This is a genomic window from Nocardiopsis sp. iso_40, assembly GCF_056173285.1.
The window spans coordinates 1,822,245-1,846,078 of record NZ_CM149666.1 but is presented as its reverse complement, the minus strand read 5'-3'; the positions used below and the strand labels follow the sequence as shown (position 1 = coordinate 1,846,078).

Genomic DNA, 23,834 nt, shown 5'->3' with positions numbered 1-23,834 from the left:
CTCGTGGAAACAGCAACGTGGCGCACGGGCCCCGAAGGGTTCGTGTCCGGACGCCATCGTCGCGGAAAACGGCAACCGGGGCGGCACCGGAGGGGGACTGCTCCCCCTGTCACCGGCGCCGCCCTGGGGCACTGTCACCGCGGGCCGTACCCGCGGTGGGGCGAACCGTGTGGACCCGGCCTGCTAGGGCTGGGTCGGAACCTCGATCTCGCCGTCGATGATCTCCTGCTTGAGCGCGTCGAGCTCCTCCTGGATCGGCTCGATGGCCTCCTCGTTGGACAGGGTGTAGTCCACACCGCCGTCGGCGAGCTCGAAGCGCTGGATGCCGGTCTGCGGGTCGCCCTCGACCACGGACTTGATCATCTCGAAGACGGCGACGTCGACCTGCTTGATGGCGGAGGTCAGCACGTACGGCTTCTGCTGCTCCTCGGCGTTCTCGTACTGGTCGCTGTCGACGCCGATGAAGGTGAACTCGTTGTCGACGGCGGCCTGGAGGACGCCGTTGCCGGAGGCGCCGGCGGCGTGGTAGATCACGTCGGCGCCGCGGTCGTACTGGGCCTGGGCGGCCTCACGGCCCTGCGCAGGGTCGCTGAAGCCGCTCATGTCCGGCGGCTGGCTGAGGTAGTCGACCTCGACGTTGATGTCCTCGTTGACGTGCTCGACACCGGCGACGTACCCGGCCTCGAACTTGTGGATCAGCGGGGTCTCGACACCGCCGACGAAGCCGACGTGGTCCTCCTCGGTGGTCAGCGCCGCGGCGGCACCGGCCAGGAAGGAGGCCTGCTCCTCGGCGAAGACGAGGCTGGTGATGTTGTCGTGGCCCTCGACCTCGGAGTCGACGATCGCGAAGTTGGTGTCCGGGTAGTTCTCGGCGACGGCCTCCATCGGCTCCTGGTAGGCGAAGCCGACACCGATGACGACGTCGAAGCCCTCCTCGGCCATGTTGGCGAGGCGGTCCTGCTTGTCGGAGTCGGCCTCCCCGTCGGCCGGCTCGAAGTCGGCGGTCTCGACGCCGAGCTCGTCGGCGGCCTGCTGCAGGCCCCGGTAGGCGGAGTCGTTGAACGAGCGGTCGCCGCGACCGCCCACGTCGAAGGCAAGGCCGACGCGGATCTCGGAAGCCTCTTCGCCGCCGCCGTTTCCGCTGTCGCCGGTGTCTTCGGCCGCGTTGTCACACGCGGTGAGTGCCAACACGCCCGCCGCGGCGACCGCGGCGAACTTGGCTGCGTTGCTGCGCTTCACTTGAGTAACTCTCCCCTTCGCCCTCTCAGCGGCCCGCATTCAGCGCGGATCCGACCTGAGTTCTGTTGCCGGACGATATCCGCTGGTCGAAAGTACACCTAACCAACGGACGGAGTTGTTATGAAGGCGAGAGCAGAGCGACACGGCACCTTACCTGGAAGTTACCAAGAGCACACCGAACCGTGGCAACCAACGGCCTATTCGCCGTTTTTGACCTCCCGTTCCTCCGGAGGGACCGCCCGCACGACCGGTTGTACCGTGACCTTCACCGGTGGTCACAGCCGCATATTCGCGCCAACCGGTCTAGACCGGACTAACCCCCTGATCCGGCCCCCGGGCGCCGAGGAAGTCCGCCACGGCCTGCTTGAAGACCCTGGAGGAGACAGCGTTGGCGTGGTCCCGGCCGGGGATCTCCACGTACGAGCCGCCGCAGCGCTCGGCGAACGCCGCGGCGCCCTCGGCGACCGTGTCCTTGGCCCCGGCGGCCACGAGCAGGGGGACGCCCTCGGGTCGCGGCTCCTCCCGGAAGGGTCGTGCGGCCTGACCGCGGACACAGGCGGCGAGCGCCTCCGCGTCGTTGCCCGCCAGAGCGGCGACGGTGCGGTAGACGTGGTCGAAGGGGCTGTCACCCTCCCCCGGGCGGGCCGTGTCCAGGCCGGCCAGGGCATTGACCGGACCGAAGCCGCCCAGGACGAGGCTGCGGACCCGTTCCGGCGCGGTCAGGGCGAGCTCCCAGGCCAGCCGGGACCCCATGGAGTAACCGACGGCGTCCACGGCCCGGACGTCCAGCTCGTCGAGCATCGCCAGGATGTCGGTGACGAAGTGTTCGGGCAGGTAGAGCCGGTGGTCCGTGGGCTTGTCGCTGGCTCCGTGGCCGCGCAGGTCCGGGCCGAGCACCCGGCGCCCGGCCTCCTCGAGCACGCGCGGCCACCCCGTGGCGCGCCAATTCATGTCGAAGTCGGTGCCGAAACCGTGCAGCAGGAGCACCGGCACGTCGTCGGCCGGATCCTGTGAAGGCAAATCCGCATAGCGCATTGTCACGTCTCCGACGGGATTCACGGTCATGAATCCTTCCTTCTTATGTCCGGGGCGGGATTTGGTCGGGAGAACGGGGGCCCATTCAGATGTTTGCATAAACGACCACCCCGTATTGGGTGCGCCACTTGTGTTGACATCCGAACGGGCCCCCGCCAGAGATGGGACCTTTGACGCGTCAGTCCGTCGGAGGCTTCAGCCTCACTCTGCGTTTCGGTTTGGCGTCCTCCTCGGGGACCCGACCGACGATGCCGGCCTGGGGGGCGCTCTCCTCGACCTCGACGGCGAAGGTCACCAGGGGCTCCCCGACCGGGACGACCTCCTCCTCCCGGGCGTGCAGCTCGACCACCCGGCCGGCCTTGGGCGAGGGGATGACCACGGCCGACTTGGTCGTCTCCACCTCGACCAGCGGATCGTTGCGGCCGACGGTGTCCCCGACCGCGACCTGCCACTCCAGCACGGTCGCCTCGACGAGCCCTTCGCCCAGGTCGGGGAGGGTGAAGGTGATGTTCTCTTCTGCCATGTCGGCTAGTACTCCAGGGTTCGCTGGACCGCGAGCAGGACGCGGTCGATCGTCGGCAGGTACTGCGGTTCCAGGGGCCCGGCCGGGTAGGGTACGTCGAACCCGGTGACCCGCTGGACCGGGGCGGCCAGCTCACGGAAGCAGTTCTCGGTGATCAGCGTGGCCACCTCGGCGCCGAGTCCGGCGGTGAGCGGGGCCTCGTGGACGACCACGGCCCGCTTGGTGCGGGCGACGGAGGCGGCGAGCCCGGCGGCGTCGATGGGTTTGAGCCAGCGCAGGTCCAGTACCTCCAGCTCGACGCCGTCCTCCGCGGCCAGCTCAGCCACCTGGACGCACCTGTGCACCATCGCGCCCCAGGCGACGAGGGTGGCGTGGCGTCCGGGGCGGACGATTCGGCTGGTGCCGATCGGGTCGGTGGATTCGCTCAGCCGGACCGGCAGGCGGTCCCAGTAGCGGGCCTTGGGCTCCATGTAGACGACCGGGTCGTCGGAACGCACCGACTGCAACAGCAGGCTGTAGGCCTCGGCGGGGTCGGAGGGTGCGACGACCTTCAGTCCGGGGGTGTGCGCGAAGAGGGCCTCGAGGCTCTCCCCGTGGTGCTCGGGGGCCTGGATACCGCCGAAGGAGGGTAGGCGCAGGGTGATCGGCATGGGGGCGGCGCCGCGGGTGCGGTAGTTCATGCGTGCCACCTGGTTGACGATCTGGTCGACGGCCGGGTAGGCGAAGCCGTCGAACTGGAGCTCGGGGACGGGCCGCCAGCCGTTCATGGCCAGTCCGACCGCCATGCCCATGATGGCGGACTCGGCGAGCGGGGTGTCGAAGACCCGCTGGTCGCCGAACTCCTTCTGGAGCCCGTCGGTGACCCGGAAGACCCCGCCGAGGGCACCGACGTCCTCACCGAAGACGAGGACGTCGGGGTCCTCGGTGAGCAGGACGCGCAGGGCCCGGTTGATGGCCTGCTGCATGGACAGCTCCACCACTGCGGACTCCACCGTCGTGTCGGCGCGTTCGATCAGCTCGGTCACAGCTCGACCTCTTCCTGCCAGGTGCGGTGCTGCCGGGTCAGCTCCTCGGTGGTCTCCCGGAAGACGTGGGTGAACAGTTCGGAGCCGTCGGGTTCGGGGGCGTCGGCGACTCCGTCCCGGACCTGTTCGGCCCGCCGCGCGGCCTCGGCGTCGACGGCGGCGAAGTGCTCGGGGTCGGCGTGCCCGGCCTCGAGCATGGCGGCGCGCAGCAGGGCGACGGGGTCCCGCCGCCGCCAGTGCTCGGTGTCGGCCTCGTCCCGGTAGCGGCCGGGGTCGTCGGAGGTGGAGTGGGGTTCGATGCGGTAGGTGAGCGCCTCGATGACGGTGGGGCCGCCGCCGTTGCGGGCGCGTTCGACCGCTTCGGCGGTGGCGGTGTGCACCGCGCCGGCGTCGTTGCCGTCGACGAGGACCCCGGGCATGCCGTAGCCCTCGGCGCGCGCGGCGACGGATCCGCCGGCGACCTGGCGCTCGTTGGGTACCGACAGGGCCCACTGGTTGTTCTGGCAGAAGAAGATGACGGGCGCCGCGAGGACACCGGCGAAGTTCATGGCCTCGTGGACGTCTCCCTCGGAGCTGGCCCCGTCCCCGAAGTAGGCCATGGCGACGCCGTCGTCACCGCGGAGCCGCTCACCGAGCGCCCACCCCACGGCGTGCGGGACGGGGCCGCCGACGACCGCGTTGATGGCGCCGAAGCGCGAGTCCATGACGTCGTAGAGGCCGCCGTGCCACAGGGCGCGGTGGGTGGCCATGTAGCCGACCATCTCGACGCCGTAGGCGAGGGCCGAGGCCATTTCCCGGTAGGTGGGGAAGACGAAGTCCCGGGCGGGGTCGAGCGCGGTGGCGCTGCCGACCTGTGCCGCTTCCTGGCCGCGGACGGAGACGTAGGCGGGGAAGACGCCCTGGCGCTGGAGGGCGATGGCCTCCGTGTCCAGGTCGCGCGCGGTGCGCATGTCGCGGTAGAGCCGGCGGGTGAGTTCGGGCGGCAGGTGCTCCACGGTGATGGCGCCCTGGCCCTTCGACTCTTGGGGTGGCATGTCGAGAGGCTCCCAACGTGGCCCTGCGCGCGTGGTGGCGCGACCGGGGCTCGGGGTGGTCACGGTCTGCTCTTGATTCTCCGGACAACTGGACAGTTACGCTAGATATGGCCGAATAGTCGATACATCTGCGAACGAGAGCCCCAGAAATATTCTTAAACGTCTAAGATCCAGCACTGCCAGCACGGGAAAACGACACACCGCGCCAAACATCACGAATCACCATCGACGCCCCACGCCGGGGAGAGGCGCGCCCGCCCCCGCGGGAACCCCCGCGCGGGGCGCCCCGACTCGGACCGATGAAAACCGAGGGCTCCTACGCAAACACGAAGCGTGCTCATCCCAGAGATACGTCCGCCCCCGGAGCCGCACCCAACGAGTTGTTGTCTGCACTTACAGATACGACAAATATGGCCGAAATGGGTCCATAGGTAAGAATTTCTGGCCGATTCCAGCCGGTTCGTTGTGGTTACTGGCCAGTCGGGGAAACCCTCGCCCCACTCCGTGCGTCAACCATGAGTACAGTCGGACTTCCCCGTCAGGCCCCCGCTTGGCGGTTCGCACAAGAGGTCGCCGCGCGAACCCCCGATCCCCCGCCCCCGACTCCGCCGCCCGGACGCGCGCCGTATCTCGCCGGCTGAGATTTCTATGGACGAAAACAACGTTTACCTGGTATTTCCTTAGCTCCCTGTCAACGATGACAGCAAGGAGTTGAGCACTGCGACAAGAGCACACGAGGAGCACGCACATGGCCATGGGCGACCAGCGTAGGAACGGCCGGCGGCCGGACACGACCGACCAGACCATCCTGAGTGCGCTCGCCAAGGACGCTCGAACCGGCATCACGGAGATCGCCGCACTGGCCAACGTCTCCCGGGCCACGGCCTACAACCGGATCAAGCGGCTCACCGACGAGGGCGTCATCCGCGGCTACTCCGTGGTGACCGACCACTCCAAGATGGGGCTGGGCGTGACCGCGCTCGTACTCATCTCGGGGAGCCAACCCGACTGGCGGGCCAACCGGGAGATCCTCTCCTCCTACCCCGAGATCGAGTACTGCTGGTACGTGGTGGGGTCGGCGGACATCGTCCTGCTGGTCCGCGTCGCCAACACCAACCAGCTGCGCGACCTGATCCTGAGCCGTCTCCAATCGCTTCCCGGCGTGACGTCCACCCAGACGCTCACCGTCATCGACGAGGTCGTACACCGGCCCGTCGTGGAGCCGAACGAGGAAAGCGGGTGAACCCGCCCCACCCCCGGATCATCCCCTGACCACCTCGGCGACCGAGGCCATCAGCTCGGCCAGCAGCTCCGAGCCCCGCGCGCGGGCGGCCGCGACGTCGCCGTCGACCCCCGACACCACCTCGGCGTAGGCCTTCAGCTTGGGCTCGGTCCCCGAGGGGCGCAGCGTCACGCGCCCCCGCGTCCCACCCGTCAGTTCGAAGCGCAGTGCGTCGGTCGGCGGCAGACCCTCGTGCCCGCCGACGAAGTCGACGACCTCCGACACCTTCAGGGGGCCGAACGCGGCGGGCGGTTCGGCGCGCAACCGCCGCATCGCCGCGGAGATCTCCGCAAGGTCCTCCACCCGTACCGACAGCTGGTCGCTGAGGTGCAGGCCGTACTTCCTCGCCTGGTCATCGAGGAGGTCGACCAGGGTGCGCCCGGTCCGCTTCGCGGCCGCGGCCAGGGAGAGCGCCATCAGCGCCGCGCTGATCCCGTCCTTGTCCGCCACCGGCCGCCCCCCGTCACCGCCGACGCAGTACCCCAGGGCCTCCTCGTAGGAGAACACCCTGCGCTGCCCGGGCGCGCCCGCGCGGGCCAGCCACTTGAACCCCGTCAGAGTCTCCTCGTAGTGCACACCCCGGTCCCGGGCGATCCTGCCGAGCAGGCCGGAGGAGACGATCGAGGTGGCGACCACCCGGTCCGCACCGCTCGTGCGGTCGAGCACGTACTCGGCGAGCAGCCCGCCCACCTCGTTCCCGGTGAGCAGCCCGTGCCCGGGGACCGCGAGCGCCAACCGGTCGGCGTCCGGGTCGTTGGCCACCACCAGGTCGGCCCCGAGGGCCTCCCCCGCCGCGACGGCCAGGTCCATCGCCCCGGGTTCCTCCGGGTTGGGGAAGTCCACCGTGGGGAAGTCGGGGTCGGGGTCGAACTGTTCGGCGACCACCGCCGGACGGGCGAACCCGGCCCGCTCCACCGCCTCGACCAGTACCCGGCCGCCCACCCCGTGCATGGGGGTGTAGACCACCGACAGGTCCCGGTCCGCCGCCAACGGCAGCGCGGTGACGGCGGCCAGGTACCGCTCCACCGCCTCCTCGCCGAGCACGGTCCAGCCCTCACCCGAGGCGAGCTCCCCGACCGGGCCCACCGCGTCGATCGCGGCGGAGATCTCGGCGTCCACCGGGGAGACGATCTGGGTGCCCGCGTCGTCACCGGAACCGCCGACGTACACCTTGTAGCCGTTGTCCTGGGGCGGGTTGTGGCTGGCGGTCACCACGATCCCGGCGTCCGCGCCCAGGTCGCGCAGGGTGTACGCCAGGACCGGGGTGGGCAGGGGGCCGGGCAGCAGGGACACCCGGTGTCCGGCTCCGGTGAGGACGGCGGCGCTGTCCCGGGCGAAGTCGGCGGAGCGGTGCCGGGCGTCGTACCCGATGACCACGTGCTTGCCGCCCGCCCCGAGCCACGCACCGATCCCCGCGGCCGCGCGCATGACCACGACCCGGTTCATCCGGTTGGGCCCGGCGCCCAGGGCTCCGCGCAGACCGGCCGTACCGAACTCCAGGCCGGTGGCGAACCTGTCGGTGAGGTCGGCCAGGGCGGCCGCCTCCCCGGCCTCCGCGCGGGCCAGCAGCGCACCCAGCTCTTCCCGCGTCACGGGATCGGGGTCCTGGTCGAGCCAGGCCCGCGCACGGGTGAGGAGTTCGGTGTCGGTCATGCGGATCTCTCCTGTCTGGATGACTAACCACAGGGGGTGCGTCGGCCCCCCTCCCACTCACCTCAGCCGGAGGGGTGGCCCTGATCGCCTACCTTCGCCCCAGGGGGTGTTCTGGCCCCTACGCGCCTACCTCCGCCCCAGGGGGTGTTCTTTCGTTCGAGCGCCGGGGAGGGGTCTGCAAGACGAGGCAAGCCGCCAGCGAGGAACGAGCGTCAGGCGTAGCCGAGGATGAAGAATCCCTCCGCAAAGGCGCCGCACACGGGCCGAAGCGAAGCGGAGGACCCAAGCAAACACCGCGGAGGCCCCAAGCAAGCAGGAACACGGTCCGAAGCGAAGCGGAGGACCCAGGCAAACACAGCGGAGGCCCCAGGCAAGCGCTAAAACCGCCTGACGATGTCCGCGAGCAGGCGGCCCACGGCGGCCGCGGAGTCGCGGCCGGTGGCGAGGACGTCCTCGTGGTCGAGGTTGGCGTCCTGGAGGCCCGCGGCGACGTTGGTGACCAGGGACATGCCCAGGACGCGCGCTCCGGCCGCGCGGGCGGCGATGGCCTCCAGCACGGTGGACATGCCGACGAGGTCGGCGCCCATGGCGCGGAGCATGCGGATCTCGGCGGGGGTCTCGAAGTGCGGTCCGGGCATCGCCGCGTAGACGCCTTCGCGCAGGCCGGGGTCGACCTCGCGGGCGATCGCGCGCAGCTCGGGACTGTAGGTCTCGGTGAGGTCCACGAAGGTCGCCCCGGTCAGCGGCGACTTCGCGGTCATGTTGATGTGGTCGGCGATGAGCACGGGCGAGCCCACCGCGTAGTCGGCGTTGATGCCGCCCGCGGCGTTGGTGAGCACGACGGTCCGCGCTCCCGCGGCGACGGCGGTGCGCACGCCGTGTACGACCGCGTCGGTGCCGTGCCCCTCGTACAGGTGGGTGCGGCCGAGGAAGGCGAGCACGTTCCGGTCGCCGTCGGCGATGCTGCGGACGGTGCCGCTGTGGCCCTCCACCGCGGGGGGCAGGAAGCCGGGCAGTTCGGCCGAGGCCAGTTCGTGCTTGGCGTCGCCGATCAGGTCGGCGGCGGGCGCCCAGCCCGAACCCATCACCAGGGCGACGTCATAGCTGTCCACACCGGTGCGCGAGCGCAGTTCGGTTGCGGCCTCCTCGGCGGCGGCCTGGGGTGTGCGAGTCACTGCGAGTTCTCCGTTCGTCGGTACCGCGGGTGCGGTTCGGGGTGGATCCCGGTGTACAGGTGACGTGACATGACGTCCTGGGGGCCCGCGTCCCCGGGAACGGTGTTCCCGGTGAAGCCGAAGCCGGCGGCCCGGTAGACGCGCTGCGCCGGGAGGTTGGACTGGTTGACGCAGAGCACGATCTCCTCGGCGTGCGGCGCGACCTCCGCGGCCAGGCGGTCCAGCAGGGGCGGGGAGCAGGAGGCCCGGCCGACCCCCCGGCCCTGCCATTGTGGCGTGACGTAGTAGGCGCGCAGCAGCACCGCGCGCTCCGGCGCGTCGACCAGCTGGGAGCGCACGGCCCGGTCCAGGACCCCGAAGCCGGCGCAGGCGGCCCGGGCCGCGGCCGGGTCGGTCAGCGGCCCGGCCAGGGCCACGACCGCGTACGGGAACCGTTCGGGGTCCGAGTCCGCGTCCGGGAGGGTCTGAGCGGGCAGACCGGTGAAGCGCAGCTGCTCGGGCGGCAGGCCGTGTTCGGGCAGGACCCGCCTGAGCAGGGCACCCTCGCCGGTCTCCTGGTCCAGTCGGACCAGGCGCACCTGCGCGGTGTCCCAGCTCGCGGCGGCCCGCCTGCCCGAGCCTCGCCATCGGGTCATCGGGTCCCCGGCAATCGCGGGACGGGGCGGGACCCGGTGTCCACCGGGCGCGTGAAGACGCTCTGCATACCGTGTTCTCCCGCGTCGTACCTGCGGCCGGTGGGGACGAATCCGGCGGAGCGGTAGGTGCGCTCCCCCGCGTCGTTGCCGTCGTTGACGCACAGCACGATCTCGGCGGCCCCGGGTGCGATCGCCGCGACCAGCAGGTCGAGCAGCGGCGCGGAGCAGGCGGCACGGCCGATCCCCCGGCCCTGGTGTTCGGGGGTGACGTAGAAGGCACGCAGCAGCACGGCGTGTTCGGGGTCCTCGACCAGGTCGCGCAGCGGGCCGACCCGGTCGATGATCCCGAAGCCGAGGCAGGCTTCGAGTACGGCCGCACGGTCCGTCAGCGGGACGTCGTTGCGGACGACGGCGTAGGGGAAGCGGTGCGGGTCGTCGTCGGCACGCGGCAGGGTGTGCACCGCCTCGTCGACGAACCGGCGCTGTCCGGGGGCGACGCGCTGGCGGGGAAGGACCTCACGCAGCAGGGCCACCTCGGGGGTGGTGCGGTCCAGGCGCACGAGGCGCAGGCTGGGGACGCGCCGCTGTTCGGACGCGCGGGGTTCCGGGATCCGGGGTTCGGCCTGTTCGGGGGTGTTCGCTGGCACCGTTCCTCCACTCGGCTGTCGGACCGGGCCGCCCCGGGGGGTGGGACGGACCGGTCCGCCAGTCTTACACCCCGACCGGGTGCCAGACCGTCTTGGTCTCCAGGAAAGGGGTCATCCGGGAGGTGCCGGGGTCGGTGTCGAGCCAGGCTTCCTCCCCGTCCCCGTTCCCGGGCCCGGGGCGCAGTACCCGGGTGAGGGTGGTCGCCGCGGCCCTCTCGAACTCGGCCGCCAGCTCACCGGCGCCGGCCAGGTCCAGGGCGTTGACGTCGGCGTGCGACGCCAGGTGCGGTCCGACCTCCTCGGCCCTGCCGGTGAGCAGGTTGACCACGCCTGGCGGCAGGTCGGAGGTGGCGAGCACCTCGGCGAGGTCGATCGCGGCCAGGGGCGCCCGCTCGGAGGCGACCACCACGGCGGTGTTACCGGTCGCGATGACCGGGGCGATCACCGAGGTGAGCCCGAGCAGCGGGGCGTCCTGGGGCGCGAACACCGCGACCACCCCGGTGGGTTCGGGCGCGGAGTGGTTGTAGAACGGCCCGGAGACGGGGTTGGCCCCGCCCAGGACCTGGGCGAACTTGTCGGTCCATCCGGCGTAGTACACCCAGCGGTCCACGGCGGCGGACACGATCCGGTCGGCCTGGGACCGGGTCAGCCCCTGGGCGTCCACGACCTGGGCGGCGAACTGCTCGCGGCGCCCCTCCATGACCTCGGCGACCCGGTACAGGATCTGGCCGCGGTTGTAGGCGGTGCGCCCGGACCAGCCGCCGAAGGCCTTGCGGGCCGCGGTGACGGCGTCGCGCGCGTCCTTGCGGGAGGCGAGCGAGGCGTTGGCCAGGTGGGTGCCGTCCGCTGAGGCCACGGGGTAACTCCTGCCCGATTCCGAACGCGGGAAGGCCCCGCCCAGGTAGAGCTTGTAGGTCTTGCGGACCGCCAGCCGGGCGGGGGGCCGGGGTTCGGCGGTGCCGCCCCGGGCCGTGCCCCCGTCGGTGCCCTCCGCTGCGACCCCGTCGGTGGTGTCCGTGTTCTTCCTGCTCTTCTTGCTGCCGCGCCGCTCAGCCAAGGTAGGCCTCCAAACCGTGTCGCCCGCCCTCGCGGCCGTATCCCGACTCCTTGTAGCCGCCGAAGGGGCTCGTCGGATCGAACTTGTTGAACGTGTTGGACCAGATCACGCCGGCGCGCAGGCGCTCGGCGGTCCACAGCATGCGGGAGCCCTTCTCGGTCCACACGCCGGCGGACAGCCCGTAGGGGGTGTTGTTGGCCTTGGCGACGGCCTCCTCCGGGGTACGGAAGGTCAGGACCGAGAGCACGGGGCCGAAGATCTCCTCCCGGGCCACCCGGTGCGCCTGGCTGACACCGGTGAGCACGGTGGGTGCGAACCAGTAGCCGTGCTCGGGCAGCTCGCAGGCGGGCGACCAGCGCTCCACGTTCTCCTCGTCGGCGGTGGCGGTGAGCTCGCGGATGCGCTCCAGCTGGGCCGCGGAGTTGATCGCGCCGATGTCGGTGTTCTTGTCCAGCGGGTCGCCCAGGCGCAGCTTGGCGATGCGCTCCTTGAGCCGGGGCAGGAACTCCTCGGCGACGGACTCCTGGACGAGCAGCCGCGAACCGGCGCAGCAGACGTGGCCCTGGTTGAAGAAGATGCCCGAGACCACGCCCTCGACGGCCTGGTCGATCGCGGCGTCGTCGTAGACGATGTTGGCGCCCTTGCCGCCCAGCTCCAGGGTGAGGCGTTTGTCGGTCCCCGCGACCGCGCGGGCGATCTGGCGGCCGACCTCGGTGGAGCCGGTGAAGGCGACCTTGTCGGTGCCCGGGTGCCCGACCAGGGCCCGACCGGTCTCCCCCGCGCCGGTGAGGATGTTGACCACGCCCGGGGGCAGGTCGGCCTCCTGGCAGATCTGCGCGAAGACCAGCGCGGTCAGCGGTGTGGTCTCGGCGGGTTTGAGCACGACGGTGTTGCCGGTGGCCAGGGCAGGGGCGATCTTCCACGCGAGCATGAGCAGCGGGAAGTTCCACGGGATGACCTGGGCGGCCACGCCGAGCGGCCTCGGGTCGGGGCCGAGCCCGGCGTGGGCGAGCTTGTCGGCCCAGCCCGCGTAGTAGAAGAAGTGCGCGGCGACCAGCGGCAGGTCGACGTCGCGGGTCTCCTTGACGGGTTTGCCGTTGTCCATCGACTCCAGGACGGCCAGTTCGCGGGAGCGCTCCTGGATGATCCGGGCGATGCGGAACAGGTACTTGCCGCGTTCGGCACCGCTCATGCGGCTCCACACGGTGTCGTAGGCGCGGCGGGCTGCGGTGACGGCGCGGTCGACGTCGGCCTCTCCGGCCACGGCCACCCGGGCGAGTTCGGTCTCGTCGGCCGGGTTGAGCACGGTGAGGCTGTCACCGCTCCGGGCCGGGGTGAACTCGCCGTCGATGAAGAGGTCGTAGGTCTCGCGCAGGCTGACGACGGAGCGGGACTCCGGTGCGGGCGCGTACTCGAAGATCACGGCTCAGTCCTGCGTGTAGTAGTCGGGGCCCGGGTAGGTGCCGGTGGACAGCCTGGTGCGCTGCATGAGCAGGTCGTTCAGGAGGCTGGAGGCACCGATCCGGAACAGGTCGGGGGTCAGCCAGTCGGGGCCGGCCGTCTCGTTGACCAGGACCAGGTTGCGGACGGCGTCCTTGGTGGTGCGGATGCCCCCGGCGGGTTTGACGCCCACGTGGCGGCCGGTGGCGGCGTGGTGGTCGCGCACCGCCTCCAGCATGACCAGGGTGACCGGCAGCGTGGCGGCCGGGGAGACCTTGCCGGTGGAGGTCTTGACGAAGTCCCCGCCGGCCTGGATAGCCAGGTGGGAGGCGCGGCGCACGTTGTCGTACGTGACGAGCTCGCCGGTCTCCAGGATGACTTTCAGGTGTGCGTCGCCGCAGGCCTCCTTGACCGCGACGATCTCGTCGAAGACCTTGCGGTAGTCCCCGGACAGGAAGGCGCCCCGGTCGATGACCATGTCGATCTCGCTGGCCCCGTCGGCCACTGCGCGCCTGGTGTCGGCCAGCTTGACCTCCATCGGCGCGCGCCCGGACGGGAAGGCGGTGGCGACCGAGGCGACTCCGATCCCGGTGCCGTGCAGCGCCTCGACGGCGGTGGCGACCATGTCGGGGTAGACGCACACGGCGCCCACGCGGGGCACGGTGCGGTCGGTCGGGTCGGGCAGGGCGGCCTTGGCGCACAGGGACCGGACCTTGCCGGGTGTGTCGGCGCCCTCCAGTGTGGTCAGGTCCACCATGGAGATGGCCAGGTCGATGGCGTTCGCCTTGGCGGTGGTCTTGATCGACCGGGTGGCCAGGTCCTGGGCACGGGCCCGGGCTCCGACCTCGTCGACCCCGGGAAGGCCGTGCAGGTAGGCCCGGAGCGCGTGGTTGGTCCTCGCCTCGGGCTCGAATGCGGTGTGGGGCACGGGCACCTACAGCTCGTCGGTTCAACTGGACCGTCCGCTGCGGCCAGCGGAAACGGCGTGTCCTGGGCTCGGCGCGGGTGGATGCCCCCGCCGTCAGGCAGTCACCATAACCCCGGGCCGGGCCGACGTCAGTCCCCCGCGGGTTCGTGCCACCCAAGGTTGGAGAAGACTCCAAGGCCGGAGCGGCCGAAGTGTCGTCCTTTCATCCAATCAGGGGGCGGGAAGGCCGGAAAAACACGGTTCTCCCCCGGCGGTTCGGCCCCACGGGGACGTGTGCGGTCTAGACCGGACTCGGCCTCTGCGGAGGTCGTCCCCCGGCCGTGCGGAGGTCGGCCCCAGCCCCGCGCCACCGTCCGGGGGCCGTAATCTGGACCCATGGCGGAGTTCCGGATCAGTAGTGACGACAGGCAGGTCGACCTGCGCAGACTGGCCACGGCCCTGGCCGAGTCACAGGGGTGGGCGCGCGATGACGTGAGCATCTGGGACAACCGGCAGGGCGAGGTGATCGTGACGATCGACGACGCCCTGCTGCGCAGACCCGACGCCGACCCGCTGCACCGGCCGCGGCACACCCCGCACGCGGTGCACGAGGCCTGCGAACTGCTGCGCCGGGAGGACACGTCGCTGCGCGGGGTGGACTTCGCCTACCTCAAGGACGAGGGCGCCCGGTTCTTCTCCGCCGGGTGGACCCTGGCCGACCTCCAGCACGCGCTGGGCCACCGCCCGGACGGGGTGGCCTGGGAGCAGGGCCCCGAGTACCGGGGCAGCGGATGGCTCGCCCACCGGCTGTCGGCGTGGAAGACCCCCGACGGCGACATCCGCCCCTCCCAGTCCCAGGAGTCGGCGCAGCTACGGGTGATCGGCAGGGCCGGGCTGCCCATGCACATCGGCCTGCCCCAGGACGCCGAGCTGTCCGAGCGCCCGGTGGCCAGCCCCGCGGTGGCGCGCTCGGCCGCCGACGACGCCCGGCGCCTCATCCGGCAGAACACGCGCACCACCACGGACACGCTGGCGCACCGGGACCGCACCTCGGCGCACATCACCCGGCCCGACGAACGCCCCGACCGCCCCTGAACCGGCCCCGTGTCAGTCCGCGGCGCGCTCCCGGTCCTGCCGGGGCGCCCCGACCAGGGCGACCACGCCGTCGGCGAAGGCCCCCAGCCCGGTCTCGAACGGCCCCCGGCCCACCCCGAAGCGCCACAGGCTCGCGAAGACCAGTGCCCCCAGGATGAACAGCTCCAGGTACCAGGGGCCGCCCGCTGCGTTCTCCGGGTGCAGGGCGACGATCACCGCCAGGACCAGGATGTGCCCGGAGTAGACGGTCAGGGGCATCCGGCCCACCGAGGTCAGCGGGTACGTCAGGCGCGGCAGCCGTTCGGCGAGCAGCATGCACACCACCAGCACCAGGAGCGCCTGGCCCACCGCCTCGAGGATCTCGAAGGTGGTGCCCGTGTGCGGCGTGTTCACCGCCAGCCACCACCAGGAGTCCGTGGGCACCTGGCCGCTGATGCTGTGCGCGGCGTCCGTCGTGTTGTAGCGCAACTCCTCGGCGGTCCGGGCGTCGACCGAGCTCAGCGGAGCACCGTCGAGGAAGGTGCTGTGCGCCTCGGTCAGCCGGTCCAGCCCGCCCAGGGGGTTGAGCAGCACCCAGGACCCCAGGTAGCCGGCCGCGGCCATGAGCGCCCCGGCGACCGCCGTCCGGATCCGTACCGCGACGGCGGTCAGGTCGGTCCGACCGACCGCCATACCCGCGAACACGAACGCCATGAACGTGATCGCCGGGTAGTAGCCCGTCAGGAAGAACTCGGTGAACGAGGAGAGGGCGCTGGTCCGCACGCCTCCCGGGAACAGGTCCTGGCGCAGTAGGAAGGACACGGCCGGACCCACGAGGGCCAGCGTCCCCGCGGCCGTCCACAGCAGGGCGGCACGGGCCCGGAGCAGTGGCAGGGCCAGGACGAAGAAACCGGCGTAGTAGGTGAGGATGATCGCGACCGGGACGGCGAAGGCGTCCAGGACGAAACCCAGCAGCCCGATCAGGAACGAACGGGCCAGGATGCGGACGGCGGCCCTGCGCAGGGAGTCGCCCCGGAGGGGTCGGGTGCGTCCGGTCATCAGCGACAGGGACACTCCGGCGAGGAAGGCGAAGAGGGCCGAGGAGTTGCCGCGTACCAGGCTGTGCAGCTCCCAGCCCTGTTCCTCGGGCAGCAGCCCGAAGGAGACCACCCCGAGGTGGACGGCGAACATCCCGAACACCGCGAGCGCACGCGCGGCGTCGACACCGTCGATCCGGTGTTCGGCGGGAGCGGCCCCGGGGGCGGAGGGCGTGTGGTCGGATCGGTTCTGTGGCACGTTGTCAGGCTACGCCCGGCTCTGTGCGCGGGCGAGCCGCGGCCGTGCCCGGCCGCCCGCCGACCGGGCCCGCCCCCGGCGGGGTCAGGGGGGCGGGCCCGGAGGGTCCGAGCGGGTCAGGAACCGTCGCCGGCCAGGTCGCTGAAGTAGTCCAGTGCCTCCGGGTTGGCGAGGGAGTCGCGGCTGGCCACCTTCTGCGGGCTCTCCCCCATGAGGATGCGCTTGACCGGGACCTCCAGCACCTTGCCGGACAGGGTGCGGGGCACGGCCCGGATGGCGCGGACCCGGTCGGGGACGTGCCGGGGCGAGCAGTCGGTGCGGATCCGGCGGGCGATCTCCTTGGGCAGGTCGCCCTCCAGGTCGGAGCCCTCGCGCAGCACGGTGAAGAGTTCGATCTTCGAGGATCCGTCGCCCTGGGGGACGTCCACGACCAGGGCGTCGACGACCTCGTCCAGGGCCAGGACCGCGCGGTAGATCTCGCTGGTGCCCATGCGCACGCCGCCGCGGTTGATGGTGGAGTCCGAGCGGCCGTAGATGATCGCGGTGCCGCGGTCGGTGATCTCGATCCAGTCGCCGTGCCGCCAGATCCCCGGGTAGACGGAGAAGTAGCTGTCGCGCAGGCGCTCGCCGTCGGTGTCGCCCCACAGGAACACCGGCATGGACGGGGCCGGTTCGGTGACGACGAGTTCACCGACCTCACCGACGAGTTCCCTGCCTTCGGGGTCCCATGCGGCCACGGCCATGCCCAGGCCGCGGGACTGGATCTCGCCCTCGTACACCGGCAGGGTGGGGGTGCCGCCGACCAGGCAACTGCAGATGTCGGTGCCGCCGCTGGTGGAGAACAGCCACAGGTCGGATCCGAACTCCTCGTACACCCACGCGAACGCCTCGGGGCTGAGCGGGGAGCCGGTGGAGCCGATGGCCTTGAGCGCGGACAGGTCCCGTCCCTCGCGCGGGTGGACGCCCTCCTTCATGCAGGAGGACAGGTACCCGGCGCTGGTGCCGAAGACGGTGACCCCGGCCTCGGCGGCCAGGTCCCACAGGGACCCGAGGTCCGGCGCGGGGGGCTCCGCGTCCGGGGACCGGTAGGCGGCGGTGGAGGGCGAGGGGTGGGCGGGGCTTCCGTCGTACAGCACGATGGAGGCCTTGGTCAGCAGGACGCTGACCAGGAAGTTCCACATCATCCAGCCGGTGGTGGTGAACCACAGGACCCGGTCGTGCGCCTGGGCGTCCAGGTGCAGGTTCAGGTTCTTGAGCTGTTCGAGGAGGATGCCGCCGTGGCCCTGGACGATCGCCTTGGGCAGGCCGGTGGTGCCCGAGGAGTAGAGCACCCACAGGGGGTGGTCGAAGGGCACGGGGGTGAAGGCGAGTTCCGCCCCCGAGCCGGAGGCGACGAACTCGTCCCAGGGCAGGGTGCCGTCGAGGGCGGCGCCGGGGGCGAGGTAGTCGAGGAGGACCGTGTGCTCGACGGTGGGCAGCGCGGCGCGCAGCTCCTCCACCACCGGACGGCGGTCGAAGTCCTTGCCGGCGTAGCGGTAGCCGTCGACGGCGAGGAGGACCTTGGGTTCGATCTGCGCGAAGCGGTCGATCACGCTGCGCACGCCGAAGTCGGGAGAGCAGGAGGACCAGATCGCACCGAGGGAGGCGACGGCGTAGAAGGCGGCCGCGGTCTCGGGGAGGTTGGGCAGGTACGCGGCGACCCGGTCGCCCTCGCCCACCCCGAGCCCGCGTAGGGCCGCGGCGATCTCGGCCGTACGCCGGCGCAGGTCGCCCCAGGTCCAGGCGCCGAGCTCGCGGAGCTCGGTGGCGTGCCGGATGGCCACCTCGTCGGCGTCACGGCCCTCGAACACGTGCTCGGCGTAGTTGAGGGTCGCTCCGGGGAACCACCGGGCGCCCGGCATGCTCCGGTCGGCGAGGACCTGCTCGTAGGGGGTCCGGGCCCGGACCCCGTAGTACTCCCAGACCGACGCCCAGAAGCCGTCGACGTCGGTTACCGACCAGCGCCACAGGGCGTCGTAGTCGAAGTCCGCGGCGGCGGTGGAGCCGCTTCCGCCGAAGGCCTCCACCCCCTTGTTCCGTGCGGCCCATCGGGCGAACGCGACGATGTTGGAGGACTCGATCCGTGCTTCGTCGGGCTCCCAGAGCACACGGGGCACGCTGCTCTCCGTCATTGGCCCGCCTTCCCAATCGCGTGGCTGTGTGTGGCTGTGCGACCCATCTAACAACACCGCATGACCGGGCCCACGGTCCGGTCCGGCGTAACGGCGCGCGGAGTCGGATGGGAAGTGCGCAGGTCACCGCGGGGCCGCGCGTACGCGGAAAACCCGCCCCGGTCCGGGCCCTCGGGGCGGGTGCGCGGCGCTGACCGCGACGGAGCGCCATGGCCCATCTCGGACAGGTGGGATCAGCCCCCGTCGGTGGTCCGACAGGTATCCGACGGTCGGTCGGCGGGCTCGGCGGCCGACCGGGCGGACCGGCTCTCAGCCCAGCCGACGGACGGCGTCGACCGCCGCCACCGGTGAGTCCACGACCGGGGCGCCGGTGGCCTCCAGGCGCTCGCGGGCCATCAGGCCGCTGGTGACCAGAACGGCCCGGGCCCCGGCCTGGCGTGCCGCGCGCGCGTCGTCGTCGATGTCGCCGATGAGCACGACGCGGGAGGGGTCCAGCCCCTGGTTCTCCAGGTGGTGGACCAGGTGCTCGGCCTTGGAGTCGTGCTCGGTGTCGAACCTGCGGCCGTCGATCCGGGTGAAGTGCGCCTGCAGGCCGCGCCCGGAGACGAGGGGCACCAGGTGGTCGTGCGAGGCCATGGACAGCAGCGACTGCGTGCCTCCCGCTCCGGCCCACTCGTGCAGCACGTCGGGGACCCCCGAAGCCAGTTCGCAGCTGGGCAGGTGCTCCAGGTAGCTGGTGTCGTAGAGCTTCTCGGCGTGCTCCCACTCGCCTTCGGCGAAGGCCCGGCCGAGGAGCTCCTCGTAGCAGGGGACCAGGGGGCGGCGGAAGACGGAGCGCCAGTACTCCATACCGACCGGCTCGCGGCCGAACCGGGCACACACCGCGTTGACCGCGGCGAGGTTGGCGTGGTTGTCGTCGAGGAGGGTGCCGTTCCAGTCCCAGACGATGTGGTGGGTGTCGGTTCTCGGGGAAGTCATCTCAGCCATTGGGAGCACTTTACGACGCCTCGGACCGGTTCCGGTATGCGTTTCCCGCCACCTCACCACGGTCCGCGGCGGCTCCGTCCCCGGCCGGGTCCCGGCCCGGGGACCGGCCCCGGCCCCGGTACGCCGCCCGGGCCGAGACGGCGGGCACGGCGCTGCGCCCGCGCCCTGCGGCCCCTGCGCACGGCCCACACCCCGGCAGCGACCATCAGCGGGAACACGATGAGGACGAGCAGGGGCAGCAGCACGGCGATCACCGAGGCGACGAAGCTGACCACGTCCTCAGCGAAGGAGGCCACGGGAGCACCGACACCGAACGTGAGGGTGTTGACCACCAGCCGGGCCAGCGCCTTGGCCAGATGGAAGAAGAGGGCGACGACCGTCCCCACGATCACCGACCCCCAGGCGATCCCGCCCGTGGCCGCGGCCGCGCCGGAGGCTTCGCCGGTGATCTCGGTGAGTCCGACCGCGGAGGTCCCCGCGGCGAAGGTGATCCCGCCCGAGGTGGGCCTGACGAGGGTCTGGAGGAGGTCGTTGACGCTGTCGAGCGCGGGCACCTTGTCGGCCACGAACTCCACGACGAGCAGCACACCGAGACTGACAAGGGTGGCGGGGTGTTCGAGCCACGCCCAGGCCGGCCCCAGCGGGACGAGGTCGGTGTAACGGGCCACGAGCCCGACCACGAGGAGGGGGACGTAGGCGTTGAGCCCCGCGGCCGAGGCCAGGCCGAGACCGGTGAGGGAGGCGAGCATGGGGGGTCCTTCGTCGGCGCCGGGCAGGGGGTGGGTGCCGGGCCGGGCGCGCGGCCGGACACCGGTCCCCTGGTATTGACGCCCGTGAAGGGCGGTTGGTTCGCCCGCGCGGCGTTCTCAGCGCGGTCGGCGGGTCACTGCCGGTAGTTCTCGACCTCGGAGACGGGGCGGACCCTGGCCTCCTCCGGATCCTGGCCGAACTCCCTGCGGGCCCTGCGCTGGCGGAGGAGGTCCCAGCACTGGTCCAGTGCCTCCTCGACCTCCTTCATCCGGCCGCGCTCCCCCGGTTCCAGCCCTCCCGGGGCGGAGCGGAGCGCGTGCTCCTCGTCCATCAGGCCGCGGATGGTCGTCATGATGTCCTGTTCGGCGCTGTCGCTCATACCGCCATGGTCGGTGCGGTGCCCGACCGGGACAAGGCCCCGGCCCCGGGATTGCCCGGTCCGGACCGAACGTTTACGCGGGGCGCGGGCGCAGCGGTCGCCGCACCACGCCCGTGGCACGCCCCGGCGGCGCGGACGGGGCGACCGCTCCCGGCCGTCTGGGAAACTTCTCTTAACGCCGGGTTGGTGACGAATCGTTCGCGTAGCGAGGGCCGGAAGGGCGGAATAGGCCTCGAAGCTCCGCACTTGAATACCTTGAGGGGGTATTGTTATGGCAGCTGAGCAGGAACAACACGGAAACGGTGGCATGGCCGCGACCCACGGTTACAGCAACGACAAACAGAGCCACATCAACCGGCTCCGACGTGTCGAGGGGCAGATCAGGGGCCTGCAGCGGATGGTCGAGGACGACCAGTACTGCATCGACATCCTCACCCAGACCTCGGCGGTGAACAAGGCGCTGCGTTCCTTCGCGTTGTCCATGCTCGACGAGCACCTCAAGCACTGCGTGGCGAACGCCGTCGCCAACGGCGGCGACGAGGCGGACGAGAAGGTGCGCGAGGCCTCGGAGGCGATCGCCCGGCTGGTGCGGTCCTGACGGCCGTCGCCCCGTTCCGCAGTCCCACCGGCTCCGGCCGCCCCACGGCCCGGCCGCCGCACACCGGCTAACGTACCGGCATGCCCCCCGAAGCGAACAGCCGCGCCCGCGCCCTGGAAGCCCGTCTGGCCCTGCCCGTCCTGGTCAGCGCGATCGTCTCCGTCCCGGCGGTCTTCCTCGACCTGTGGGGGCAGGGCCGGTGGGCCGAGACCGGCCGCTGGGTCAACTGGGCCGCGGGGCTGGTCCTGTGGACCGAGTGGATCCTGCTCATCGCCCTGGCCGAGAACAAACTCGACTGGCTGCGAGCGCACCGGTGGAGCACGTTCGTCGCCGCGGCGACCCTGCCCGCCGTCGTCCTCGCCCTCGGGCCCGCCCAGGTCCTGCGCCTGGTCCGGGCCGCCGGAACCCTGCGGCTGGTCCGCGTGAGCAGGATCGTCGAGGCGGGCGGTGTCCTGCGCCGCCGGATGGGGCTGACCGGAACGCGCGGAGCGGTGGTGGCCGCGGCCACCACCGCCCTGTCCGTCGTGTTCGCCGGCGTGATCCTGCTCGACCCGGACTCGCCCAGCCGACGCTTCCTCGCCGACCTTCCGGAGAGCTTCGGGACCCGGCAGGTGCTGCTGTCCCTGGCGTTGGCCGCCGCCGCGACCGCCCTCATCCTGTACCTGCGCCGACGCGGCGCGGACGGGGAGGCCGCCGCCCTCCCCGAGCGCTCCGGAGGCGAAGGGGCCGGAGCGGATCAGTCCTCGCCGTAACGCTCCCGTTCGTTGTCGAGCAGTCGCGCGCCCTGCGACCGCGAGGCGTCCGGGTCCAGGTAGTCCACCGACTCGTTGGCCACGAACGAGGACGGCCGTCCGTCGTCGGCGAACCCCAGCCGGGAGATCTCGCCCCCGGTGAAGGCGCGGATGCCCCAGTTGGCGAGGATCCGGGCCCGCGCCGTCGAGGAGGGCACCGACGCCATGTGGTAACCGCGGGTGGCCGCCAGCGCCGGGAGGCCGCTCAGCTCGAACTGGAGGATTCTGGCCAGGGCGTCCTTTCCGCTCAGGTCCACCACCAGCCCCATGTCCTTGTGTTTGAACTCGCGCAACGGCCTGCCGAGCACCGAGTTGACCACGTTGTGGGCGGCGGTGGCCGCCTGCCTGCTGGCGTACTGGGCCGTGGGCGGGCAGTAGTCGCTCTCGGGGTGCGAGAGGTTGGGCACGGCCGCGGCGTCCCCGAGCGCGAACACGTCCGGCAGCCCCGGCACGGACAGGTCCGCGCCGACCTCCAGGCGGCCGCGCTGGGTCGGTTTGCCGAGGGTCTCCATCAACGGGCTGGGCGTGACGCCCGCGGTCCAGATGAGGGTGCGGCAGGGCAGGGCCCGCCCGTCGGTGAGCACCACCTTGTCGGCGGTCACCTCCCGCACGCTGACCTTCAGTTTCACCTCGATGCCCAGGTTGCGGAGCAGGTCGAGGGCCTTGCGGCCGAGCCGGTCGCCGAGTTCGGGCAGGACCTTCGGCGCGATGTCGACGAGGTGCCAGCGGATGACGGAACGGAGTTCGGGGTAGCGGCGGGCGGCCTCCTCGCAGAGCCTCATCAGCGAGGCCGCCGTCTCCACGCCGGTGTAGCCGCCGCCGACCACGATGAACCGGCAGCGCTCCTCCCGTTCGACCGGGTCGCGCGAGTCGTTGGCCAACTCCAGCTGGGCCAGCACGTGGTCGCGCAACAGCACCGCCTCCGCCAGGGTCTTGGCACCGTAGGCGTGTTCGGTGAGTCCCGGGATGTCGAAGCCCCGCGTCAGGCCGCCGGGCGCCAGGACGAGCCGGTCGTATCGGCAGGGCGCGAGTTCGCCGGTGGGTCGCCGTACGACGACCGTGCGGTCCCGGGTGTCCACACCGACCGCGTGGCCGGGGACGAGCTGGGTCTTGCGGGTGAGCCGGTGCACCGACATGGCGACCGACTGCGGGGTGAGCAGCCCCGAGGCCACCTGGGGCAGCAACGGGCTGTAGAGCATGTAGTCGTGTGGTGCCACGAGGGCGAGGTCCGCCGCACCGTTGGGAATGCGCCGTTCCAGGTGACGCAGGGTGTGGAGGCCACCGAAACCCGCGCCGACCACTACGATCCGAGGCCGAGACATAAGTACACCGCTCCTTCTCCGTGTCGGGGGGAGGGACGTCCTTCGCGTCTGTTGGGCCGTCGGACGCGGGCGTACCCACTTCACCGGTGCCGAATGTACGGGGGAGGCATCGATTTCGGCGGTTCCCACACCAGCCGCCCCGAGGCCTTTGTCCGTTGTTGGCCCTCGCGGGGAAAGGCATGCGGGTTCTTCAGGAGGAGGAGACCCGCCTTTGGCGCCCCAGAAGCGACACTTGATCACTGTGTGTGGTCATGCACAAACGGAAAGTGCTGACCCGTGTTTCGGAGAGGGGCAAGGAACGAGTATGCGTGCGTTCACCAGGATCGCCGCCACCACCGTGTTGGCCGCCGGAGTGACCGTGTCCGGTGCGGGGGCCGCCTTCGCGGACCCGCCGGAGGAGGTCACCGAGCCCGTGGACGGGGTCACCGACACGGTGCAGGAACCCTCACCCGAAGCGGCGGCCCTGCTCGAGGACCCGCAGGTCCAGGAGATCCTTGCCGACGAGGAAGCGGTGGAGTTGCTCAGCGACCCCGAGGCGCTGGAACTGCTCCGGGGACTGCTGGAGTTCGAGGACCCGATGGGCGCCCTCGAGGAGCTCGACCTTCCCGTCAGCACCGACGACGTGCCGGTGGAGAGCGACGACGTGACCGGCGAGCTTCCGGTCGACGGCACCGACACCGGTGACGTCACCCAGCCGGTGGACGACGTGGCCGGCGGCGTCGGCCTGCCGTAGGGCACCGGGCGCGAGGGGCGGGCGGCCGGGGCCGCCCGCCCCTTCTTCCGCGCGTTCGCGCCCCCGATCCGGCTCTCGGGC

Annotated in this window: 23 protein-coding genes; 5 read left to right on the top strand and 18 right to left on the bottom strand. The window is 71.5% G+C overall.

Going from position 1 to position 23,834, the window contains the following annotated elements; all coding sequences use genetic code 11:
* Window positions 1-183 precede the first annotated feature (183 nt).
* The 5 genes from AC0VYD_RS08185 to AC0VYD_RS08165 all read right to left on the bottom strand — a co-directional run bounded on the left by AC0VYD_RS08185 (window position 184) and on the right by AC0VYD_RS08165 (window position 4,856).
* Window positions 184-1,239, bottom strand: coding sequence for a BMP family lipoprotein (locus AC0VYD_RS08185; protein WP_475479309.1), 1,056 nt, complete (start codon window positions 1,237-1,239; stop codon window positions 184-186).
* A 303-nt stretch (window positions 1,240-1,542) separates the two neighbouring features.
* On the bottom strand, window positions 1,543-2,274 hold the full coding sequence (locus AC0VYD_RS08180; protein WP_475479308.1) for an alpha/beta fold hydrolase: 732 nt from the start codon (window positions 2,272-2,274) through the stop codon (window positions 1,543-1,545).
* A 178-nt stretch (window positions 2,275-2,452) separates the two neighbouring features.
* Window positions 2,453-2,797: a biotin/lipoyl-containing protein gene (locus tag AC0VYD_RS08175; protein WP_473040692.1), complete on the bottom strand. Its 345-nt coding sequence runs from the start codon at window positions 2,795-2,797 to the stop codon at window positions 2,453-2,455.
* A gap of 5 nt (window positions 2,798-2,802) precedes the next feature.
* Window positions 2,803-3,822: an alpha-ketoacid dehydrogenase subunit beta gene (locus AC0VYD_RS08170; protein WP_475479307.1), complete on the bottom strand. Its 1,020-nt coding sequence runs from the start codon at window positions 3,820-3,822 to the stop codon at window positions 2,803-2,805.
* The gene (locus AC0VYD_RS08165; protein WP_475479306.1) at window positions 3,819-4,856 is read right to left on the bottom strand and encodes a thiamine pyrophosphate-dependent dehydrogenase E1 component subunit alpha; all 1,038 of its coding nucleotides are present in this window, start codon (window positions 4,854-4,856) and stop codon (window positions 3,819-3,821) included. Before AC0VYD_RS08165 ends, AC0VYD_RS08170 begins: the two co-directional genes overlap by 4 nt.
* 748 nt (window positions 4,857-5,604) lie before the next feature.
* Between AC0VYD_RS08165 and AC0VYD_RS08160 the strand changes: the two genes are divergently transcribed.
* Window positions 5,605-6,099: an Lrp/AsnC family transcriptional regulator gene (locus AC0VYD_RS08160; RefSeq protein ID WP_452545838.1), complete on the top strand. Its 495-nt coding sequence runs from the start codon at window positions 5,605-5,607 to the stop codon at window positions 6,097-6,099.
* A gap of 18 nt (window positions 6,100-6,117) precedes the next feature.
* On the opposite strand, the gene AC0VYD_RS08155 is transcribed toward AC0VYD_RS08160, so the two are convergent.
* The 7 genes from AC0VYD_RS08155 to deoC all read right to left on the bottom strand — a co-directional run bounded on the left by AC0VYD_RS08155 (window position 6,118) and on the right by deoC (window position 13,679).
* On the bottom strand, window positions 6,118-7,791 hold the full coding sequence (locus tag AC0VYD_RS08155; RefSeq protein ID WP_475479305.1) for a phospho-sugar mutase: 1,674 nt from the start codon (window positions 7,789-7,791) through the stop codon (window positions 6,118-6,120).
* Between the two features lie 377 nt (window positions 7,792-8,168).
* Entirely contained in the window at window positions 8,169-8,966 is a 798-nt protein-coding gene (locus tag AC0VYD_RS08150) for a purine-nucleoside phosphorylase (protein ID WP_473040696.1), read from the bottom strand.
* On the bottom strand, window positions 8,963-9,601 hold the full coding sequence (locus AC0VYD_RS08145) for a GNAT family N-acetyltransferase (RefSeq protein WP_475479304.1): 639 nt from the start codon (window positions 9,599-9,601) through the stop codon (window positions 8,963-8,965). The genes AC0VYD_RS08150 and AC0VYD_RS08145 overlap by 4 nt, the downstream gene beginning before the upstream one ends.
* Window positions 9,598-10,248 carry a GNAT family N-acetyltransferase gene (locus AC0VYD_RS08140; RefSeq protein WP_475479303.1) on the bottom strand — a complete coding sequence of 217 codons (651 nt, stop codon included), beginning with the start codon at window positions 10,246-10,248 and terminating at the stop codon, window positions 9,598-9,600. Before AC0VYD_RS08140 ends, AC0VYD_RS08145 begins: the two co-directional genes overlap by 4 nt.
* Window positions 10,249-10,312: 64 nt before the next feature.
* Window positions 10,313-11,305 (bottom strand): aldehyde dehydrogenase family protein, encoded by a 993-nt coding sequence (locus AC0VYD_RS08135; protein ID WP_475479302.1) that lies wholly within the window; start codon window positions 11,303-11,305, stop codon window positions 10,313-10,315.
* Entirely contained in the window at window positions 11,298-12,728 is a 1,431-nt protein-coding gene (locus tag AC0VYD_RS08130; RefSeq protein WP_475479301.1) for an aldehyde dehydrogenase family protein, read from the bottom strand. The genes AC0VYD_RS08135 and AC0VYD_RS08130 overlap by 8 nt, the downstream gene beginning before the upstream one ends.
* Window positions 12,729-12,731: 3 nt before the next feature.
* Entirely contained in the window at window positions 12,732-13,679 is a 948-nt protein-coding gene (gene deoC, locus AC0VYD_RS08125; protein WP_475479300.1) for a deoxyribose-phosphate aldolase, read from the bottom strand.
* A gap of 369 nt (window positions 13,680-14,048) precedes the next feature.
* Here deoC and AC0VYD_RS08120 point away from each other — a divergent pair, with 369 nt between their 5' ends.
* On the top strand, window positions 14,049-14,747 hold the full coding sequence (locus AC0VYD_RS08120) for a hypothetical protein (RefSeq protein WP_475479299.1): 699 nt from the start codon (window positions 14,049-14,051) through the stop codon (window positions 14,745-14,747).
* 12 nt (window positions 14,748-14,759) lie between these two features.
* Here AC0VYD_RS08120 and AC0VYD_RS08115 read toward each other — a convergent pair whose 3' ends face one another.
* From AC0VYD_RS08115 to AC0VYD_RS08095, 5 genes are all read right to left on the bottom strand, one after another.
* On the bottom strand, window positions 14,760-16,022 hold the full coding sequence (locus AC0VYD_RS08115; protein ID WP_475479298.1) for a heparan-alpha-glucosaminide N-acetyltransferase domain-containing protein: 1,263 nt from the start codon (window positions 16,020-16,022) through the stop codon (window positions 14,760-14,762).
* Between the two features lie 116 nt (window positions 16,023-16,138).
* A complete protein-coding gene (locus tag AC0VYD_RS08110) occupies window positions 16,139-18,193 on the bottom strand; it encodes an acetoacetate--CoA ligase (protein ID WP_475479297.1) in 2,055 nt (684 codons plus the stop codon).
* A 309-nt stretch (window positions 18,194-18,502) separates the two neighbouring features.
* Window positions 18,503-19,180 (bottom strand): HAD family hydrolase, encoded by a 678-nt coding sequence (locus tag AC0VYD_RS08105; protein WP_475479296.1) that lies wholly within the window; start codon window positions 19,178-19,180, stop codon window positions 18,503-18,505.
* 53 nt (window positions 19,181-19,233) lie between these two features.
* Entirely contained in the window at window positions 19,234-19,929 is a 696-nt protein-coding gene (locus AC0VYD_RS08100; protein WP_475479295.1) for a DUF4126 domain-containing protein, read from the bottom strand.
* A gap of 134 nt (window positions 19,930-20,063) precedes the next feature.
* Window positions 20,064-20,309: a DUF2630 family protein gene (locus tag AC0VYD_RS08095; protein WP_191273275.1), complete on the bottom strand. Its 246-nt coding sequence runs from the start codon at window positions 20,307-20,309 to the stop codon at window positions 20,064-20,066.
* Window positions 20,310-20,616: 307 nt separating this feature from the next.
* Here AC0VYD_RS08095 and AC0VYD_RS08090 point away from each other — a divergent pair, with 307 nt between their 5' ends.
* Both AC0VYD_RS08090 and AC0VYD_RS08085 read left to right on the top strand, forming a co-directional pair.
* Window positions 20,617-20,907: a metal-sensitive transcriptional regulator gene (locus AC0VYD_RS08090; RefSeq protein ID WP_191273738.1), complete on the top strand. Its 291-nt coding sequence runs from the start codon at window positions 20,617-20,619 to the stop codon at window positions 20,905-20,907.
* Window positions 20,908-20,987: 80 nt separating this feature from the next.
* Window positions 20,988-21,659, top strand: a complete 672-nt coding sequence (locus tag AC0VYD_RS08085) for a metal-sensitive transcriptional repressor family protein (RefSeq protein ID WP_475479294.1) — start codon at window positions 20,988-20,990, stop codon at window positions 21,657-21,659.
* Here the strand turns inward: AC0VYD_RS08085 and AC0VYD_RS08080 are convergent.
* Window positions 21,644-23,020, bottom strand: a complete 1,377-nt coding sequence (locus tag AC0VYD_RS08080) for an NAD(P)/FAD-dependent oxidoreductase (protein WP_191273273.1) — start codon at window positions 23,018-23,020, stop codon at window positions 21,644-21,646. The two genes, AC0VYD_RS08085 and AC0VYD_RS08080, sit on opposite strands and share 16 nt — an antisense overlap.
* A gap of 304 nt (window positions 23,021-23,324) precedes the next feature.
* On the opposite strand from AC0VYD_RS08080, the gene AC0VYD_RS08075 reads away from it, so the two are divergent.
* Window positions 23,325-23,753 (top strand): hypothetical protein, encoded by a 429-nt coding sequence (locus tag AC0VYD_RS08075; protein WP_475479293.1) that lies wholly within the window; start codon window positions 23,325-23,327, stop codon window positions 23,751-23,753.
* Window positions 23,754-23,834: the final 81 nt, after the last annotated feature.

Bases quoted from the DNA above. Each gene is read 5' to 3' on its own strand.
- AC0VYD_RS08165 (WP_475479306.1), bottom strand. From the start codon at position 4,856: ATGCCACCCCAAGAGTCGAAGGGCCAGGGCGCCATCACCGTGGAGCAC.
- AC0VYD_RS08095 (WP_191273275.1), bottom strand. From the start codon at position 20,309: ATGAGCGACAGCGCCGAACAGGACATCATGACGACCATCCGCGGCCTG.
- AC0VYD_RS08085 (WP_475479294.1), top strand. From the start codon at position 20,988: ATGCCCCCCGAAGCGAACAGCCGCGCCCGCGCCCTGGAAGCCCGTCTG.
- AC0VYD_RS08160 (WP_452545838.1), top strand. From the start codon at position 5,605: ATGGCCATGGGCGACCAGCGTAGGAACGGCCGGCGGCCGGACACGACC.
- AC0VYD_RS08100 (WP_475479295.1), bottom strand. From the start codon at position 19,929: ATGCTCGCCTCCCTCACCGGTCTCGGCCTGGCCTCGGCCGCGGGGCTC.
- AC0VYD_RS08175 (WP_473040692.1), bottom strand. From the start codon at position 2,797: ATGGCAGAAGAGAACATCACCTTCACCCTCCCCGACCTGGGCGAAGGG.
- AC0VYD_RS08110 (WP_475479297.1), bottom strand. From the start codon at position 18,193: ATGACGGAGAGCAGCGTGCCCCGTGTGCTCTGGGAGCCCGACGAAGCA.
- AC0VYD_RS08090 (WP_191273738.1), top strand. From the start codon at position 20,617: ATGGCCGCGACCCACGGTTACAGCAACGACAAACAGAGCCACATCAAC.
- AC0VYD_RS08080 (WP_191273273.1), bottom strand. From the start codon at position 23,020: ATGTCTCGGCCTCGGATCGTAGTGGTCGGCGCGGGTTTCGGTGGCCTC.
- AC0VYD_RS08145 (WP_475479304.1), bottom strand. From the start codon at position 9,601: ATGACCCGATGGCGAGGCTCGGGCAGGCGGGCCGCCGCGAGCTGGGAC.
- AC0VYD_RS08120 (WP_475479299.1), top strand. From the start codon at position 14,049: ATGGCGGAGTTCCGGATCAGTAGTGACGACAGGCAGGTCGACCTGCGC.
- AC0VYD_RS08105 (WP_475479296.1), bottom strand. From the start codon at position 19,180: ATGGCTGAGATGACTTCCCCGAGAACCGACACCCACCACATCGTCTGG.
- AC0VYD_RS08180 (WP_475479308.1), bottom strand. From the start codon at position 2,274: ATGCGCTATGCGGATTTGCCTTCACAGGATCCGGCCGACGACGTGCCG.
- AC0VYD_RS08075 (WP_475479293.1), top strand. From the start codon at position 23,325: ATGCGTGCGTTCACCAGGATCGCCGCCACCACCGTGTTGGCCGCCGGA.
- AC0VYD_RS08155 (WP_475479305.1), bottom strand. From the start codon at position 7,791: ATGACCGACACCGAACTCCTCACCCGTGCGCGGGCCTGGCTCGACCAG.